The sequence below is a fragment of the Streptomyces sp. NPDC037421 genome (assembly GCF_055602105.1).
Genome location: NZ_JBVJWV010000005.1, coordinates 321350 through 336666 on the forward strand (window position 1 = coordinate 321350; position 15317 = coordinate 336666).

At 71.8% G+C, this 15317-nt stretch carries 20 protein-coding genes; 8 read left to right on the forward strand and 12 right to left on the reverse strand.

The features are described 5' to 3' along the window. Positions 1-38: 38 nt before the first annotated feature. Positions 39-1781 carry a lysine--tRNA ligase gene (gene lysS / locus ACZ7IF_RS10785; protein ID WP_470966581.1) on the reverse strand — a complete coding sequence of 581 codons (1743 nt, stop codon included), beginning with the start codon at positions 1779-1781 and terminating at the stop codon, positions 39-41. 191 nt (positions 1782-1972) lie between these two features. Here lysS and argS point away from each other — a divergent pair, with 191 nt between their 5' ends. Further along, positions 1973-3736: an arginine--tRNA ligase gene (gene argS / locus ACZ7IF_RS10790; RefSeq protein ID WP_470966584.1), complete on the forward strand. Its 1764-nt coding sequence runs from the start codon at positions 1973-1975 to the stop codon at positions 3734-3736. Positions 3737-3786: 50 nt separating this feature from the next. On the opposite strand, the gene ACZ7IF_RS10795 is transcribed toward argS, so the two are convergent. Both ACZ7IF_RS10795 and ACZ7IF_RS10800 read right to left on the reverse strand, forming a co-directional pair. Next, positions 3787-4185: a type II toxin-antitoxin system VapC family toxin gene (locus ACZ7IF_RS10795; protein ID WP_470966588.1), complete on the reverse strand. Its 399-nt coding sequence runs from the start codon at positions 4183-4185 to the stop codon at positions 3787-3789. Continuing rightward, positions 4182-4412 (reverse strand): FitA-like ribbon-helix-helix domain-containing protein, encoded by a 231-nt coding sequence (locus ACZ7IF_RS10800; RefSeq protein ID WP_470966592.1) that lies wholly within the window; start codon positions 4410-4412, stop codon positions 4182-4184. The genes ACZ7IF_RS10795 and ACZ7IF_RS10800 overlap by 4 nt, the downstream gene beginning before the upstream one ends. Positions 4413-4539: 127 nt before the next feature. On the opposite strand from ACZ7IF_RS10800, the gene ACZ7IF_RS10805 reads away from it, so the two are divergent. Together ACZ7IF_RS10805 and ACZ7IF_RS10810 are read left to right on the forward strand one after the other, a co-directional pair. After that, positions 4540-4980 (forward strand): DUF3995 domain-containing protein, encoded by a 441-nt coding sequence (locus tag ACZ7IF_RS10805; protein WP_470966596.1) that lies wholly within the window; start codon positions 4540-4542, stop codon positions 4978-4980. A gap of 98 nt (positions 4981-5078) precedes the next feature. Then, positions 5079-5876, forward strand: coding sequence for a VOC family protein (locus ACZ7IF_RS10810; RefSeq protein ID WP_470966809.1), 798 nt, complete (start codon positions 5079-5081; stop codon positions 5874-5876). Between the two features lie 63 nt (positions 5877-5939). On the opposite strand, the gene ACZ7IF_RS10815 is transcribed toward ACZ7IF_RS10810, so the two are convergent. Next, positions 5940-6194 carry a Txe/YoeB family addiction module toxin gene (locus tag ACZ7IF_RS10815; protein ID WP_470966599.1) on the reverse strand — a complete coding sequence of 85 codons (255 nt, stop codon included), beginning with the start codon at positions 6192-6194 and terminating at the stop codon, positions 5940-5942. Beyond that, positions 6191-6472, reverse strand: coding sequence for a type II toxin-antitoxin system Phd/YefM family antitoxin (locus ACZ7IF_RS10820; RefSeq protein WP_470966602.1), 282 nt, complete (start codon positions 6470-6472; stop codon positions 6191-6193). The genes ACZ7IF_RS10815 and ACZ7IF_RS10820 overlap by 4 nt, the downstream gene beginning before the upstream one ends. Positions 6473-6610: 138 nt before the next feature. On the opposite strand from ACZ7IF_RS10820, the gene ACZ7IF_RS10825 reads away from it, so the two are divergent. Further along, a complete protein-coding gene (locus tag ACZ7IF_RS10825; protein ID WP_470966606.1) occupies positions 6611-6814 on the forward strand; it encodes a hypothetical protein in 204 nt (67 codons plus the stop codon). Here the strand turns inward: ACZ7IF_RS10825 and ACZ7IF_RS10830 are convergent. From ACZ7IF_RS10830 to ACZ7IF_RS10840, 3 genes are read right to left on the reverse strand one after another with little or no spacing between them, the layout of a single operon-like run. Next, positions 6766-9201, reverse strand: coding sequence for an ATP-binding protein (locus ACZ7IF_RS10830; protein ID WP_470966611.1), 2436 nt, complete (start codon positions 9199-9201; stop codon positions 6766-6768). The two genes, ACZ7IF_RS10825 and ACZ7IF_RS10830, sit on opposite strands and share 49 nt — an antisense overlap. Then, positions 9198-9569, reverse strand: coding sequence for a hypothetical protein (locus ACZ7IF_RS10835; RefSeq protein ID WP_470966614.1), 372 nt, complete (start codon positions 9567-9569; stop codon positions 9198-9200). The genes ACZ7IF_RS10830 and ACZ7IF_RS10835 overlap by 4 nt, the downstream gene beginning before the upstream one ends. Positions 9570-9606: 37 nt before the next feature. Then, on the reverse strand, positions 9607-9975 hold the full coding sequence (locus ACZ7IF_RS10840) for an ATP-binding protein (RefSeq protein ID WP_470966617.1): 369 nt from the start codon (positions 9973-9975) through the stop codon (positions 9607-9609). A gap of 140 nt (positions 9976-10115) precedes the next feature. Between ACZ7IF_RS10840 and ACZ7IF_RS10845 the strand changes: the two genes are divergently transcribed. After that, positions 10116-10940 (forward strand): helix-turn-helix domain-containing protein, encoded by an 825-nt coding sequence (locus ACZ7IF_RS10845; RefSeq protein ID WP_470966620.1) that lies wholly within the window; start codon positions 10116-10118, stop codon positions 10938-10940. Continuing rightward, complete coding sequence (locus tag ACZ7IF_RS10850) at positions 10937-11116, forward strand: DUF397 domain-containing protein (RefSeq protein WP_470966624.1); 180 nt, start codon at positions 10937-10939, stop codon at positions 11114-11116. The genes ACZ7IF_RS10845 and ACZ7IF_RS10850 overlap by 4 nt, the downstream gene beginning before the upstream one ends. Positions 11117-11132: 16 nt before the next feature. Here ACZ7IF_RS10850 and ACZ7IF_RS10855 read toward each other — a convergent pair whose 3' ends face one another. Both ACZ7IF_RS10855 and ACZ7IF_RS10860 read right to left on the reverse strand, forming a co-directional pair. Continuing rightward, positions 11133-11405, reverse strand: coding sequence for a DUF1876 domain-containing protein (locus ACZ7IF_RS10855; protein WP_470966628.1), 273 nt, complete (start codon positions 11403-11405; stop codon positions 11133-11135). A gap of 48 nt (positions 11406-11453) precedes the next feature. Then, the gene (locus ACZ7IF_RS10860) at positions 11454-12230 is read right to left on the reverse strand and encodes a TetR/AcrR family transcriptional regulator (protein WP_470966632.1); all 777 of its coding nucleotides are present in this window, start codon (positions 12228-12230) and stop codon (positions 11454-11456) included. Between the two features lie 94 nt (positions 12231-12324). Here ACZ7IF_RS10860 and ACZ7IF_RS10865 point away from each other — a divergent pair, with 94 nt between their 5' ends. Both ACZ7IF_RS10865 and ACZ7IF_RS10870 read left to right on the forward strand, forming a co-directional pair. Continuing rightward, positions 12325-13245, forward strand: coding sequence for an ATP-binding cassette domain-containing protein (locus ACZ7IF_RS10865; protein ID WP_470966637.1), 921 nt, complete (start codon positions 12325-12327; stop codon positions 13243-13245). Continuing rightward, positions 13242-13988, forward strand: a complete 747-nt coding sequence (locus tag ACZ7IF_RS10870; protein WP_470966642.1) for an ABC transporter permease — start codon at positions 13242-13244, stop codon at positions 13986-13988. Before ACZ7IF_RS10865 ends, ACZ7IF_RS10870 begins: the two co-directional genes overlap by 4 nt. A 28-nt stretch (positions 13989-14016) precedes the next feature. Here ACZ7IF_RS10870 and ACZ7IF_RS10875 read toward each other — a convergent pair whose 3' ends face one another. Together ACZ7IF_RS10875 and ACZ7IF_RS10880 are read right to left on the reverse strand one after the other, a co-directional pair. After that, positions 14017-14289 carry a DUF1876 domain-containing protein gene (locus ACZ7IF_RS10875; RefSeq protein WP_470966645.1) on the reverse strand — a complete coding sequence of 91 codons (273 nt, stop codon included), beginning with the start codon at positions 14287-14289 and terminating at the stop codon, positions 14017-14019. A gap of 243 nt (positions 14290-14532) precedes the next feature. Continuing rightward, a complete protein-coding gene (locus ACZ7IF_RS10880) occupies positions 14533-15123 on the reverse strand; it encodes a TetR/AcrR family transcriptional regulator (protein ID WP_470966649.1) in 591 nt (196 codons plus the stop codon). Between the last annotated feature and the right edge of the window lie 194 nt (positions 15124-15317).

Here is a 15317-nt window from a genome sequence, read left to right on the forward strand (position 1 = left end):
GGGGGTGCGGGCCCTTCCTCGTGCGCGGCCGCGCGGGATCAGGCGGCGAGCAGCTTGCGCACCCGCTCCGCCCCGACCGCCAGCAGCAGCGTGGGCAGGCGCGGGCCGGTCTCCCGGGTCACGAGCAGGCGGTACAGCAGGGCGAAGAACTCGCGCTGGGCGACCTTCAGCTCGGGCGTCGGCTTGGCGTCGGGCTCCAGTCCGGCCATGACCTTCGGGACGCCGTAGACGAGGGTGGTGAGCCCGTCCAGCGACCAGTGCGAGTCGAGGCCCTCCAGCAGCAGCCGCAGGGACTCGCGCCCGGCCTCGTCCAGGGAGGACAGCAGCTCGGTGTCGGCGTCCTCGCGGACCAGGGTGCGCTGGTCGGCCGGGACCTGGGTGGTGATCCAGTTCTCGGCGCGGTCCAGGCGCGGCCGTACCTCGTCGAGGGAGGTCAGCGGCTGCGACGGGTCCAGGTCGGAGAGGATGCGCAGGGTCTGCTCGTCGTGCCCGGCGGTGATGTCGACGACCGACGCGAGGGTGCGGTAGGGCATCGGACGTGGGGTGCGGGGCAGTTCGTGGGAGGCGACGCGCACGGCGCGGGCGTGCGCGGCGGCGTCGGCCGGCAGCACGGAGCCGTCGGCGACCTTGGCCTCCAGCTTGTCCCACTCGTCGTACAGGCGCTGGATCTCCTGGTCGAAGGCGATCTTGAAGGACTGGTTCGGGCGGCGGCGCGCGTACAGCCAGCGCAGCAGCTGCGGCTCCATGATCTTCAGCGCGTCGGCCGGGGTGGGGACCCCGCCCTTGCTGGAGGACATCTTCGCCATGCCGGAGATGCCGACGAAGGCGTACATCGGGCCGATGGGCTGCTCGCCGCCGAAGAGGCCGACGACCTGACCGCCGACCTGGAACGACGAACCCGGGGAGGAGTGGTCGACGCCGGAGGGCTCGAAGACGACGCCCTCGTACGCCCAGCGCATCGGCCAGTCGACCTTCCAGACCAGCTTGCCTCGGTTGAACTCCGACAGCTTGACGGTCTCGGTGAACTCGTCCTCCGTGCAGACGTAGGTCAGCTCGGTGGTCTCGTCGTCGTACGCGGTGACCTTGGTGAAGTCCTTGTTGCACGCGCCGCAGTACGGCTTGTACGGGAAGTACTCCGCGCCCTCGGCGCTGCCGTCGTCCTCGCCGGCCGCGCCGGAGCCCTCGGCGGCCTCCAGCTCGGCCTCGTCGACCTGCTTCTGCTGGGGCTTCTTGCCGCCCGGCTTCTGCTTGGTGCGGTACTGGGCGAGGACGGCGTCGATGTCGCCGCGGTGCTTCATCGCGAACAGCACCTGCTCGCGGTAGGCGCCGGAGGTGTACTGCTCGGTCTGGCTGATGGGGTCGTACTCGACGCCCAGCTCGGCCAGGGAGTCGACCATGGCGGCCTTGAAGTGCTCGGCCCAGTTCGGGTACGGGGAACCCTCGGGCGCGGGCACGGCGGTCAGCGGCCGGCCGATGTGCTGGGCGTGGGACTCCTCGGTGACACCGGGGATGCCCTTGGGGACCTTGCGGTAGCGGTCGTAGTCGTCCCAGGAGATGAGGTGGCGGACCTCGTGGCCCCGGCGGCGGATCTCGTCCGCGACCAGGTGCGGGGTCATGACCTCGCGCAGGTTGCCCAGGTGGATCGGGCCGGACGGGGAGAGTCCGGACGCGACGACAATGGCTTTGCCCGGGGCCCGGCGCTCCGCCTCGGCGATGACCTCGTCCGCGAAACGGGAGACCCAGTCGGTCTCTGTGCTGCTGCTCTGCGCGCTCTGAGCCACGACACGTCCTTCTATCTCGAATGCTGGCTATGGCCATTCTCCCAGACGGAAGGGGCCGCTCCGGGGTTGCTTCCGCCCATTGGTACGCGCGGCTATATGCCGGGAAACGGGCACCCTCCGCGTGGGATACTCGGCACTTGTCGGAACACCCAAGTGCACGCGTACGTGCCACCTCACAGGAACGGCAGCTCATGGCCTCGGTCCCTTCCCTCGCTTCTTCCGTCGAACAGCGCGTCTCGGACGCCCTCGCCTCCGCCCTGCCGGAGGCCGGTGCCGCCGACCCGCTGCTGCGACGAAGCGACCGGGCCGACTTCCAGGCCAACGGCATCCTGGCGCTCGCGAAGAAGGCCAAGGCCAACCCGCGCGAGCTGGCCGCCACCGTGCTCGACGGCCTGGACAAGGGTGGTGTGATCAAGGACGTCGAGGTCTCCGGCCCCGGCTTCCTCAACATCACCGTCTCCGACGAGGCGATCATCAGGACGCTGGCCGCCCGCGCGGCCGACGACCGGCTCGGCGTGCCGCTGAACGCGTCCGCCGGCACCACGGTGATCGACTACGCGCAGCCGAACGTGGCCAAGGAGATGCACGTCGGCCACCTGCGGTCCGCCGTGATCGGCGCGGCGATGGTGGAGATCCTGGAGTTCACGGGCGAGAAGGTCATCCGCCGCCACCACATCGGCGACTGGGGCACCCAGTTCGGCATGCTCATCCAGTACCTGCTGGAGCACCCGCACGAGCTCGACCACGAGGGCGGGGACGAGGAGACCTCCGGCGAGGAGGCCATGTCCAACCTCAACCGCCTCTACAAGGCCTCGCGCGCCCTCTTCGACTCCGACGAGGAGTTCAAGACGCGCGCCCGGGCCCGGGTGGTGGACCTCCAGGCGGGCGACCCGGAGACCCTGGCGCTGTGGCAGCGGTTCGTCGACGAGTCGAAGATCTACTTCTACTCCGTCTTCAACAAGCTGGACATGGACATCCAGGACCCCGACGTCGTCGGCGAGTCCGGCTACAACGACATGCTGGTCGAGACCTGCAAGCTGCTGGAGGAGTCGGGCGTCGCCGTCCGCTCCAACGGCGCGCTGTGCGTGTTCTTCGACGAGTACAAGGGCCCGGACGGCAACCCGACCCCGCTGATCGTCCAGAAGTCCGACGGCGGCTTCGGCTACGCCGCCACCGACCTCTCCGCGATCCGCAACCGCGTCTCCGACCTGGCGGCCACCAGCCTGATCTACGTGGTGGACGCGCGGCAGTCGCTGCACTTCAAGATGGTCTTCGAGACGGCCCGCCGGGCCGGCTGGCTGAACGAGGACGTCAAGGCCGTGCAGCTGGCCTTCGGCACGGTCCTCGGCAAGGACGGCAAGCCGTTCAAGACCCGTGAGGGCGAGACGGTCCGGCTGGTCGACCTCCTGGACGAGGCGGTGGAGCGGGCCGCCGCGGTCGTCCGCGAGAAGGCCCAGGACCTCACGGAGGAGGAGATCGCCGAGCGCGCCGCCCAGGTGGGCATCGGCGCGGTGAAGTACGCGGACCTCTCCACCTCCGCCGCGCGCGACTACAAGTTCGACCTGGACCAGATGGTCTCGCTGACCGGTGACACGTCCGTGTACCTCCAGTACGCGTACGCGCGCATCCAGTCGATCCTGCGCAAGGCGGGCGAGGCCCGCCCGGCCGCCCACCCCGAGCTGGAGCTGACGGCCTCCGAGCGAGCCCTGGGCCTGCACCTGGACGGCTTCGGCGCGCTGCTCGCGGAGGCCGCCGCCGAATACGCCCCGCACAAGCTGGCCGCGTACCTGTACCAGCTGGCCTCGCTGTACACGACGTTCTACGCCGAGTGCCCGGTCCTCAAGGCCGACACCCCGGAGCAGGTCGAGAACCGCCTGTTCCTGTGCGACCTGACCGCCCGCACCCTGACCAAGGGCATGTCCCTCCTCGGCATCCGCACCCCCGAGAAGCTCTGACGCACCGCCCGGCGGCCCCCGTCTCCCCTCCGGGAGGCGGGGGCCGTCCGCTATGCCGTGCCGAAGACCTCGACCTTGCAGTGGGGGCTGCCCGAGCGGGCGATCCTCGCGTCGCAGGTGACGAGCGGGACCTGGAGCCCTTCCGCGAGGGCGACGTACGTCGCGTCATACGCGGAGAGGTTCGCGTACAGCTCGCGCACCCGGGGCAGGACCGGCACGTGCTCCATCCGCCGGACCGGCAGTGCCGTGAAGTCGTCCCATGCGGCGTCCAGCTGGCCGTCCGTGAGCCTGCCGCCCCTGTGACGGCCGAGCAGCGCGTGCACGACTTCCACGTCGAGCAGGTGCGGGGCCGCGAGGCGTTCGCCCAGGGCCCGCTCACGCAGCGCCTCGCCGACCGGTCCCGCGTCGGCGACCAGCATGACGACCGCGCTCGCGTCGATCACGATCATTCGCGCCGCCGTCCCGCGTCCAGGTCCGCGAGCACATCGTCCGTGCTGAGCCGCGCCGACACGCGCGACCGGATCCTGGTGACGACGTCCTCGATCGAGGGGCTGGCGGCCTCTTCCTCCAGCAGGGTGCGGGCGTAGGCCTGGAGGGACTGGCGGTTGCGGGCGGCCCGAATCTTCAGCTCGGCGAGCGCCTCGTCGGACAGATCACGCACGTAGAGAGTGGCCATGCGACAAGATTAGTCGCAATGCCAGCATTTTGCTGGCAAGTGGCGTGACGGGGCTCACGGGGAACGTCCCCGCAGGGCCGGGCCTCTTCGGTGTGTCAGGGCGCGGCACGGCGGAGGGGGAACACACATGGACGGCATGCACGGCACGGCGCGGCGGCGGGCCGCGATCGCGGTGGCGGGGCTGCTGGGGGCCGACGGCCTCGTCCACCTGTACTGGGCCACCGGCGCCACCTGGCCCGCCTCCGGGGAGCGGGCCCTGTCGTTGGCCGTGCTCGGCACGGAGGTCTCCTTCGGGCCGCCCGTGGTCCTGCCGCTGGCCGCGCTGACGCTGGCCGCCGGGGCGGGGGTCCTCACGCACGGGTACGGCCGCGGCGGGCGCCTGACGCGGGCCGTCACGGGCGCGGTGGCCGCGGGCCTGGCCGTACGCGGCCTCGCGGGCCTGGGCTGGGCCGCCGGGCTCCTCGACAGCCCGCCGGACAGCCCCTTCCACGCCCTCAACCTCGCGGTGTACACCCCGGTGTGCCTGGGCTTCGGCTGGGCGGCGGCCCGGCTGGCGCGGGCGCGGTGAGGGCCGGTCACCCGTACGGCCCGATTCCGGCCGCCGGGGCCGGGTAGGGGATGGCCCGTCCAGCCCCAGCACCACCGACGGAGGCATCCGTGCCCGACATGAACGGCCCCTACAAGCCCGGCACCCCGTGCTGGATCGACCTGATGGTCCCCGACCAGCAGGCGGCGCTCGACTTCTACTGCGACCTCTTCGGCTGGCAGGGAGAGGTCGGCCCGGCGGAGACGGGCGGCTACTCCGTCTGCACCCTCAAGGGGAAGCCGGTCGCCGGGATCATGAAGGCGATGAACCCGGACGGCACGGTGCCGGACCCGCTGCCGCCGACGGTGTGGACGACGTACCTGGCGACGGACAGCATCGACTCGACGGTCAAGTCCGTCACCGACGCGGGCGGCACGGTCGTGATGGGCCCGATGGACGTCATGGACCTCGGCCGGATGGCCGTGATCTCCGACCCCGCCGGCGCCGTCGTCGGGCTGTGGCAGCCCGGCACGTTCGACGGGGCGGGCATCGTCAACGAGCACGGCGCGCTGATCTGGAACGAGCTCACCACGCCCGACCTGGCGGGGGCGTCCGCGTTCTACTCCTCGATCCTGCCGGTGACGACGGCGCGTTCGGAGATGGAAGGCGCCGAGGGGTACGTCGAGTTCAAGGTCAACGACCGCGCGGTGGGCGGGATGATGGACATGAGCAAGCTGCCGCCGGGCGTGCCGCCGCACTGGCAGCCGTACTTCCACGTGGACAGCGTGGACGACGTCCAGGCCGCCGCCGTCCGCGCGGGCGCGACGGTCCTGGCCCCGGCCTTCGACATGGTCGCGGGCCGCATGGCGGTCCTGGCCGACCCCCAGGGCGGCGCGTTCTCCGTCATCACGGCGTCGATGCCGGAGGACCCGGCCTAGGTCCGTCCCCAGGCTGTGGACGCGCGCCGCCCCTTCACTCAGGGCGGCGCGCGTCTCGGGAACTCAGTAGTGGTAGCGGGCCTGGGCGACCTCGACGGCCCCGTCCCTCACGCGGTACACCAGTCGGTGCTCGTCGGTGATCCGCCGGGACCACCACCCCGACAGGTTCTCCTTGAGCGGCTCCGGCTTGCCGGCACCCTCGAACGGCGTGCGCTGGATCTCCTTGATCAGCCGGTTGATCCTCTTGAGGACCTTCGGGTCGGCCGTCGCCCAGTACGTGTACTGCTCCCAGGCCCGCCCCGAGAAGACGGCCTTCACTCAGCGGACCCCTCGGCTTCGTCCCCGTCCTCGCCGATCAGCTCCCTGGCCTGGCCGTGGCCGGCGTCCAGTTCCGCGATGGACTCCATGAGGATCTGCGCGTTGCGCGGCGAGCGCAGCAGGTAGACGGTCTCCTGCCAGGACCGGAAGTCCTCGGCGGACATGATCACCACGTCGCCGTGCTCCCGGGAGGTGACCTCTATCGGCACGTGGTCCTCGTTGACCTGCCGGATCAGCGGGTAGAAACGCTGCCGGGCCTCGTTCGCCGAGATCGGCACCGGGCTCACCTCCCAGTACGGAGTCGTACGGGATTACCGTACCAGTCGGGCCATCCGGCTGCCACGGATGAGCAGCGTCGCCAACCAGCGGAGGGGGCAGCCCCGGGGCCGTGACCGGGGGCTGTGACACTGCTCGGGGTGCGGGGCTCTCCCTCGCACGCCGAGCGAACGGGGGAAGCCGTGGGAGTGGTGGTCGTCATCGGGATCGTGCTCGCGCTGGTGGCCGTCGGCATCTGGACCGACCGCGGACGTCCGGGCGGCGGGCGACGGCCGCAGGGCGACGGCGGAAGCTTCTACGGCTGCGGCGGCGACTCGTCCTGCGGGGGCGGCGGGGGCGACTGACGGCCCCGCTTGCGCCGCCACCGGCGGCGGGGAGGGTCCGGCTGCCCCCGCAGCTCGGCGGCGGACGCCCGGGCCACCGCCTCCCGTTCGGTGTCGCCGAGCCCCGCGTGCAGTTCCGCCGCCCGCTCGAAGGCATCGGCGGCGTCCGCGTGCCGGTCCAGGGCGTGCAGCGTCAGGCCCAGCGCGCCCGCGAAGGCGGCCTCGCTGCCCCGGTCCCCCGCCTCCGCGAGGAGCCCGCAGGCCCGCTCCAGCGCTCCCCTCGCCCGTTCCAGGCGGCCGGCGCGGCGGTGGAGCAGGCCCAGGTTGCCCAGGATCATCCCCTGGCGGTACGGTTCCCGCTCCTCCGCGACGGCGTCGAGTGCCTCCTCGTACCGCGCCCCGGCGTCCTCGTACCGCCCCAGCTCGATCAGCGACTCCGCGAGGGCGGTCAGCGTCCGCGCCGCCTGCTTCCGGTTGCCGAACTCCCGGTGGGTGTCGACCGCCTGCTCCCGTACGTCCGCGGACTCTTCCAGCCGTCCGGCCCGCCAGAGCACGTCCGCAAGGGAGTTCAGCGCGGCCACCTCCCGGTGGGGGTCGTCCAGTGCCTTCATGAGGGAGACCGACTGCCGCATGGTCGCGATGGCGTCGTCCAGGCGCCCCGTCTCTTCGTAGATCCGGGCGAGGCCCGACAGCACGGTGCCCTCTGCATGCCGGATCCCTTCCTCCCGGAGGATCTCGAGGGCCTCTCGCTTCAGCTGCTCCGCCTCCGCCCACCGTTCCGTCGCCGCGTACATGCTGCCCAACATGTTCAGGGCCTTGCCTTCCAGCATCCGCAGGGAGTTCTCACGGAACACCGCCAGTGCCCGTGTGAGTGGCCCTTCCGCCTCTGCCGGCTGGTCCACCGCCACCAGCGCGAGACCGAGGTCGTACAGCCGCCCCCCGACGTCCTGCGCACTCCCCCTGCCCTCCGTGGCCGCGAGGACCTTGCGCGCCACCGTCAGCGCGTCCTGTCCGTAGCGGTAGATCTGGAGGTAGGACATCAAGCGCGTGCCCAGTTCAACGGCTGTCTCCGGCCGTCCGGCCTCGATGGCGAAACCCACTGCGGCGACAAGCAGTGCGCGTTCGTCAGCGAGCCATTTCCGGACCTCCTCCATCGACGGCAGGTGCGGCCCCGCCGTCGGCGGCACGTCCAAACCAAGGACGTGCCGCGCCACCTCCGCCTGGGTGAGCAAGCACCCCAACAGGGTGTCGACCGCCTCGTCCCGGCCGTCCTGCCCCGCGCGTTCCTCCCCCCTCTCCCGCGCGTACAGCCGGACCAGGTCGTGCATCCGCCAGCGGCCCGAGCCGACCGGCTCCTCCGCCAGCAGGGAGGCCCCTACGAGTGCCGCCAGCTTCGGCCGCAGGTCGGCGGGGCCCTCGCGGGTCAGCAGTACGGCGTACGCCGTTGAGCAGTCCGGGCCCGGGTTCACCGTCAGCAGGCGGAAGACGCGTGCCTGGTCCTCCCGGAGCCGCCCGTAGGAGAGGTCGAACGCCGCCCGGACGCCGTCGTCCAGCTCCGAGTCCAGCTTCGCCAGCCTGGTGCGGGCGTCGGCCAGCTGGGCCGCCAGCTGCGTTACGGGGAGTCCCGGGTCGCCCGCCAGCAGCGCTCCCGCCACAGTCAGGGCCAGCGGCAGCCGCCCGCACTGTTCGGCTACCTCCGCGAGGGCGTCCGGTTCCGCCGCCGGGCGGGGGTCCTGCGGCCAGGTGCGCAGCACGGCCCCCGCGAGGAGTTCGGCGGCCGGGCCGGGTGCCAGCTCGCCCAGGGGCACCACCCGCGCCGCGAAGTCCCGGTGCACGAGCCGGTGCCGGGAGGTGATGAGCAGGCGGTGAACGGGGTGCGCCGGTACGAGGTCCCGGACCTGGGCCACCTCGCCCGCGTCGTCGGCGACGATCAGCACCCGCTGCCCCGCCCGGGCGAACTCCGCCAGCAGCCCCCGGTACAGCGCCGCCCGGCCGTCCGGGGACTCCGGCATGTCCGCGTCCCGGATCCCGAGGAGCCTCAGCACCTCCCGCACGGCGCCGGGCCCGCTGACCCCGCCACCGGGGGCGTAGCCGCGCAGGCGCAGGAAGAACACCCTGTCCCCGAACCAGCCCAGTTCCGCCGCCCGGTGCGCGGTCGCCACGGCGAGCGCGCTCTTGCCGACCCCGGCCAGGCCCGCGACGACGGCGACCGTGGGCCCGCCGTCGGCGAGGAGGGCGATCAGCTCCTCGGCCGGCCCGTCCCGTCCGAGGAGTACGGGGGGCGCCTCGGGCAGTCCGAGCCCGGCGCGGGGCGCGGGCCCGGCGCCGGGGGCGTAGTTGATCTGGTCACCGGCGATCTGGGTGATCCGCGCGTTGCCGCTCGCCCTGGCGTGCTGCTCGGCCGTCACGAGGACTGCTCCTCGGCCTCACCGCCGCCGCGCTGCCGGATGCGGGAGTCGCCGTCGGCGCGGGCCTGCTGGTCGACCCGGTCGGGGGCGGTGCGACCGCCGTCCTGGGTGATCTGGGAGGTGCCGGATGCCCGGGCGCGCTGGCGTACGGAGTTCCCGCCGTCCCCACCGGAGCCTCCGGCCCACCAGCCGCCGACCAGCGCGATGACGGCGGCCATGGCCCCGCCGAAGCCGGCGGCGGCGGAGACGCGGTCGGAGTCCTTCTCGGGGAACCAGCCGAAGGGGTCCCACTGCCCGGCCTTGAAGGCGATCAGGAACCCGATCCCGGTGGCCGCCACGACCACAACCCACCGCCACGGACGCGACATTGATCCCCCTACGGCCATATCTTCCGATCAGCCGAAACTAGCAGTCCCCGGACCGGAACTCGGCCCATACGACCTTGCCGGGCGAGCGGGGCAGCACTCCCCACAGGTCGGAGACGGCCCCGACGATCCGCAGCCCGTTCCCCGGCGGGCGCCCGAGGATCCGCGACCGCCCGGGCCCGCTGTCGTGGACCTCGACGCGCACGCAGCAGCCGAAGTTCAGGAGCCGCAGGCGGTAGGCGCGGCCGCGCGGGACGCCGTACCGCAGGGCGTTGGTGGCCAGCTCGCTGACGCAGAGCACGATGTCCGCCTGACGGTCGGGGACGTCCCAGGTCGTGAGGGTCTCGCGGGTGAAGGCCCGTGCGGAGGCGACCGTTTGGAAGGCCCGGGGGAACAACCGCTCGCGCATCAGGCCGGGTTGAGTATTTAGATTCACGGGACGATGGTGGCGCGGAGTGACTAGCTTGTAACAGTGCGCCGACCCGTACTCTGCGATGAGTACGGGTCGGCGAGGGGTAATCCACGTGCAGAGGTGGGGAGTCCATCGCCATGCCACCAAAGAAGCGCCCGCGGGCCAATGCGACGACGATGAAGATGGTCGGCAGGCAGGTAGCCGCCGCCAGGAGCGCCAAGGGCCTGACACAGAAGCAGCTCGCCTCGCTGATCAGGGTGGACGAGGAAACCATCGCCTCGATCGAACAGGGCCGCCGCGCCCTCATGCCGAACGTCGCCGAGCTGCTGGACTCGCACCTGGGCCTGCCGGGCACGCTGACCGTCGCGGCCAATGAAATGCCCGCCTTCGACACGACACCGCCGTGGGCCGAGGAGTACATGGACCGCGAGTACACGGCGATCGCCCTGTCCTGGTACGACAACCAGGTCGTACCAGGCCTGCTCCAGACGGAGGCGTACGCCCGGGCCGTGTTCAGGTGCCGCGTGCCTGCCTACCGGGAGGAGGAAATCGGGGCACTCACCGCCGACCGCCTGGCGCGCCGGGAAATCCTGCACCGCAATACGCCGCCCACCCTGAGTTTCGTCATCTGGGAGCCGGTGGTCCGCCACCGCATCGGCGGAACAGAGGTGTACGGGAACCTCTTGCTTCACCTCATCGCCTGCACGGAACTCCCGGACGTCTCGATCCAGGTGATGCCTCTGGAGCAGCCGGTCCACGCGGGTCTCAACGGCCCCTTCACGCTGCTGGAAACCCCCGACCACCAGCACTTTGGCTACACGGAGAGCCAACGCGACAGCCGCCTCATCTCCGACCTGGATGAGGTCAGCATCCTGGCGCGGAAGTATGCGATGCTGCGAACTCAGGCCCTCAACACCGAGCAGACACGGGGCCTGTTGGACCGCCTGCTAGGAGAGCTATGAGCACCACACTGGAGTGGTTCAAGTCCAGCTACAGCGGTGACGAAGGCGGCCAGTGCGTCGAGGTAGCCACCACCCCCGCCACCGTCCACGTCCGGGACTCCAAGGTCGCCGACGGCCCCGTCCTGGACCTCGCCCCCGCGAGCTGGGCGGCGCTGACCGGCTGGGTCGGCCGGTAGCGCCGCTCAGGCGGGGTCAGCGCGTGATCGGGTACGACGTGCGTCCCGACGCCCCGTCGATCTCGTCGTGCGCCTTGGTGAGCAACTGATCCTTCAGATCGTTGAGCGCGCGCGCCGCCGCGAGCTCCTCGCCCACCCTGGGCTGATTGCCGTCACTGGGGTGACGGCTGGCATAGCCGTGAGAGCGCAGCTCGCTCCCGTCCGGCAGGCGGACGAGGGCGGCTGCGCGGGTGCGTTCGTTGTCCTCCTGGAACTGCACGTCGACGTGCCATCCGACGGCATCCTTCATGACGATCACCTCCGTGGCCGCTGCTTTCCAGCGTGCACCCGTCGGCGGCTACGCGCTCGGCGGGGCCTCGCGCTCCGCGATCAGGCGGTCCAGGCCGTCGAGGATCCGGTTCAGGCCGAAGCGGAACTGGAAGTCGGGTTCGCCGGAGCCGGCGAAGGCGTCCGAGGCCAGCAGGCGCGTCAGGGCGGGGTGGGTGTCGGGGGCGGTCAGCAGGCGCAGGGAGCTCACGTACCGGCCCATGACCTGGTCCGGCGGGAGGCCGCCCTTGATGATCGCGTCCATCATGTCGGCGGCCATGGTGGCCTCGTTCCGCACCAGCCCGCCGATCAGGATGATCGCCGAGAGCTTCTCGCCCTCCTCCAGGACCGTGCCGGCCATGGAGTCGAGGCCGCGTTCCATCCAGGCCAGCTGGTTCGGTGAGGCGGGCGGGGCGGTGAGCGGGATGCGCAGGATCCAGGGCTTCGTCATCAGCAGGGTGCGCTGGGCGTAGGCCCAGTCGGTCAGCAGCTCCCGCCAGCCCCACCCCTCCGCCTCGGGCGGCAGCGGCGGCGGGGTGCCGACGCCCGCCTCGGACATCAGGATGTACAGCTCTTCCTTCGCCGTGACGTAGCGGTACAGGGACATGGTGGAAACGCCCAGCTCCTTGGCCACGCGACCCATGGAGACGGCGTCCATGCCCTCGCCCGCGGCCAGGCCGACGGCCGCGTCGACGATCTTCGGCAGGGTGAGGCTGGGGCGCGGGCCCTTGCCGGGGCGTTCGCGCAGGCCCCAGGCCATTTGCAGGCTCAGCGGGAGGCCGGTTTCGTCCGCCGGGTCCTTCTCCATCGCCGCCCCTCCCCTCTTCGCTCGTTGACCCACATCCTAGTTCTGTGTATTACTTACACAGAAGCGCGTAACCCATACGCAGAAGGGATGACCCGTGAACGACCACGCCCTGTACGCCCGCGCCCTGACCAAGTCCTACGGCGGCACCCGCGTCCTCGACGGCCTCGATCTGGCCGTCCCGCGAGGCTCCGTCCTCGCCCTGCTCGGCCCCAACGGCGCCGGCAAGACCACCACCGTCCGCATCCTCGCCACCCTCACCGAGCCCGACTCCGGGACCGCGCGCGTCGCCGGGCACGACATCACCGGCGCACGGGCCCTCGTACGCGCACGCATCGCGCTGACCGGGCAGTTCGCGGCCCTGGACGACCTCCAGACCGGCAGCGAGACCCTGCGCATGACGGCCCGGCTCGCCGGACTGTCCGCCCGCGACGCCCGCGAGCGCGCCGGTGAGCTCCTGGAGCGCTTCGGCCTGACCGAGGTCGCCGGCTCGCTCACCAAGACCTATTCCGGCGGGATGCGGCGGCGCCTGGACCTCGCCGCGAGCCTCGTCGGCCGGCCCGAGGTGCTCTTCCTGGACGAGCCCACCACCGGTCTCGACCCGCGCAGCCGCCTCGAACTGTGGGACGTCGTAAGGGAAATGCGCTCCGACGGCACCACCGTCCTGCTCACCACCCAGTACCTGGAGGAGGCCGACCGGCTCGCGGACCGGGTCGCCGTACTCGACGCCGGGCGGATCGCCGCCGAGGGCACCCCGGCCGAGCTGAAGACCCGGGTCGCCGGGCACCGCCTCGACCTCACCCTGACCAGCCGCCGCGCCTACGAGGACCTCGCCGCCCGCGCCGTCCACCACGCGCCCGACGAGCTGACGCTGGGCCTCGCCACCGACGGCTCCGCCGCCCAGGTGCGGGCCCTGCTCGACGAACTCGACCCCGACCGCACCGCCGTCGCCCGCTTCGCCCTCCGCAGCACCAGCCTCGACGACGTCTTCCTCGCCCTGACGGGAGCAGCCCGATGACCGCCACCGCCCTCACCATGGCCGGGCGCAGCCTGCGCATCAGCCGGCGCAGCCCGGACGCGCTGATCGCCGCCCTGATGCTGCCGGTCATGCTGATGCTGATCTTCGTCTACTTCTTCGGCGGGGCCATCGACACCGGCACCGAGTACGTGACGTACGTGGTCCCCGGGGCGATGCTGCTGTGCGCGGGCTTCGGCGCGGCGAGCACCGCCGTGAGCGTGGCCGACGACATGAGCAAGGGCATCGTCGACCGCCTCCGCTCCCTCGACGTCGGGGGCGTGCCCATCCTGGCCGGGCACGTCGCCGCCTCGGTCGTACGGAACCTGCTCTCCACCACGCTGGTGCTGCTGGTCGCCCTCGCCATCGGCTTCCGGCCCTCCGGCGGGCCGCTCGCCCTGCTGGCCGCCGCCGGGCTGCTCGTCGCGTACATCACGGCGATCTCCTGGCTCGCGGCGGCGCTGGGGCTGCTGGCCAAGACCCCGGAGGCGGCGGGCGGGTTCACCTTCCTGATGATGTTCCTGCCCTACCCCTCCAGCGCCTTCGTCCCGATCGAGACCATGCCGTCCTGGCTGCACGGCTTCGCCGGGCACCAGCCGCTGACCCCGGTCATCGAATCGCTGCGGGCCCTGCTGCTGGACCAGCCCGCCGGCAGCACCCCCTGGACGGCCCTCGCCTGGTGCGCGGGGATCACCGCCCTGGCGCTCACCCTCGCGGTGACCCTCTTCCGGGTCCGTACCCGCTAGGGCGGAGGGGCGGGCGCCGGCGGGCCGGTCAGTGGGTCAGCGGGTACGAGTGTTTGCCCGTGGCCTCGTCGATCTCCGTGTGCGCCTTCCGGAGCAGCTGGGACGCGAGGTCCATGAGAGCCCGCGAGCCCGCGATCTCCTCGCCGACCCGCAGCTGCTCCGGGTCGGAAGGGTGGCGCATGGCGTAGCCCCGCGCCCTCATCTCGCAGCCGTCACCGAGCCTGAGCAGGGCCGCCGCATTGGTGCGGTGGCCGTCCTCGGTGAACTCCAGCTCCACGTGCCACCCGGCGAGCGTGGCCATGGCGGATCACCTCCACAGTCGGTCTACCCCTCCAGGGTGCTCCCGCCCCACCGCACCCGCACCCCCTCGGCCACCAGCCTCCCCGGGCCCTCCCCTGTGGGACCCGGAGGGGCGGCGGCCTCATGGCGCGGCGACCGCGCGCCATGACACCGAGTCTGACGCTCCGGACCCTGGATATGGAAGTTTTTTCTAGAAAGATCTTCTAGAACAAGCCGGGGTCCCGGCCGGATCCCGCCAGCCCGGTCACGGCTCCAGGGAGCGCCAGATGACATCCGGCAGGTACTTCACGGCCTGGTCGAGGTCCATCTCGTACGTACTGGCCAGCCACCGCTTGGCCGCCTCGCACGGCGGGCCCATCACCATCACCTCGACCACCGGACCCGGAATCGGCCGGATCTCGCCCTTCGCCATCCGGGCCCCCACCCACGCCGCCATCGGCCCGAGCTTCGCCTCCTTGGCCGCCTGGATCTCCGCCGCATGCCCCGCGAGGTAGCCGGAGTAGGCGGAGGCGTGCAGGAAGAGCGCGGCGTCCCGGTGCTCCCGGGTGAACTCCAAATAGGCCCGCACCAGGGCCCGTACGCCGGTCCGGGCCGTGCGACAGCGCAGCACGGCGGCCGTCATCGCGTCGAACAGCTCGCCCATGCAGCGGATGTACAGGGCGGCGGCCAGCCCGTCGAAGCTGCCGAAGTGGTGGTAGAGGCTGCCGAGGCTGACCCCGCTGGCCGCCGTCACGGACTGCACGGTGAAACCCTGCTGGCCGGACTCGGCGTACACGCGCAGGGCGGCGGTCAGGAGCTGGTCGACCGTGGCCGCGCCACGCTGTTGCTTCACCATCCCGCCAGCCTAGGACACCGGACAGGACTGGAACATTCTTCTAGAACGAAATGGGGGGTGGGGGGCCGCCCGGCCCCCCCCCCCCCCCCCCCCGGCCCCCCCCCCCGCGCGCCACCAACCCACTACCCCCCTCCACCCGCCCCGCCCGGGCATTTTCCTTCCCCCCCGCCTTGTGCCAAACAGCTTCTCCACCC

Coding starts and splice junctions, on each gene's coding strand:
- ACZ7IF_RS10795 (WP_470966588.1), bottom strand. CDS start 4,185: ATGATCGTGATCGACGCGAGCGCGGTCGTCATGCTGGTCGCCGACGCG.
- ACZ7IF_RS10845 (WP_470966620.1), top strand. CDS start 10,116: ATGCCACCAAAGAAGCGCCCGCGGGCCAATGCGACGACGATGAAGATG.
- ACZ7IF_RS10875 (WP_470966645.1), bottom strand. CDS start 14,289: ATGGCCACGCTCGCCGGGTGGCACGTGGAGCTGGAGTTCACCGAGGAC.
- ACZ7IF_RS10805 (WP_470966596.1), top strand. CDS start 4,540: ATGGACGGCATGCACGGCACGGCGCGGCGGCGGGCCGCGATCGCGGTG.
- ACZ7IF_RS10880 (WP_470966649.1), bottom strand. CDS start 15,123: ATGGTGAAGCAACAGCGTGGCGCGGCCACGGTCGACCAGCTCCTGACC.
- ACZ7IF_RS10870 (WP_470966642.1), top strand. CDS start 13,242: ATGACCGCCACCGCCCTCACCATGGCCGGGCGCAGCCTGCGCATCAGC.
- ACZ7IF_RS10800 (WP_470966592.1), bottom strand. CDS start 4,412: ATGGCCACTCTCTACGTGCGTGATCTGTCCGACGAGGCGCTCGCCGAG.
- argS (WP_470966584.1), top strand. CDS start 1,973: ATGGCCTCGGTCCCTTCCCTCGCTTCTTCCGTCGAACAGCGCGTCTCG.
- ACZ7IF_RS10810 (WP_470966809.1), top strand. CDS start 5,079: ATGAACGGCCCCTACAAGCCCGGCACCCCGTGCTGGATCGACCTGATG.
- ACZ7IF_RS10860 (WP_470966632.1), bottom strand. CDS start 12,230: ATGGAGAAGGACCCGGCGGACGAAACCGGCCTCCCGCTGAGCCTGCAA.
- ACZ7IF_RS10850 (WP_470966624.1), top strand. CDS start 10,937: ATGAGCACCACACTGGAGTGGTTCAAGTCCAGCTACAGCGGTGACGAA.
- ACZ7IF_RS10855 (WP_470966628.1), bottom strand. CDS start 11,405: ATGAAGGATGCCGTCGGATGGCACGTCGACGTGCAGTTCCAGGAGGAC.
- ACZ7IF_RS10835 (WP_470966614.1), bottom strand. CDS start 9,569: ATGTCGCGTCCGTGGCGGTGGGTTGTGGTCGTGGCGGCCACCGGGATC.
- ACZ7IF_RS10840 (WP_470966617.1), bottom strand. CDS start 9,975: ATGCGCGAGCGGTTGTTCCCCCGGGCCTTCCAAACGGTCGCCTCCGCA.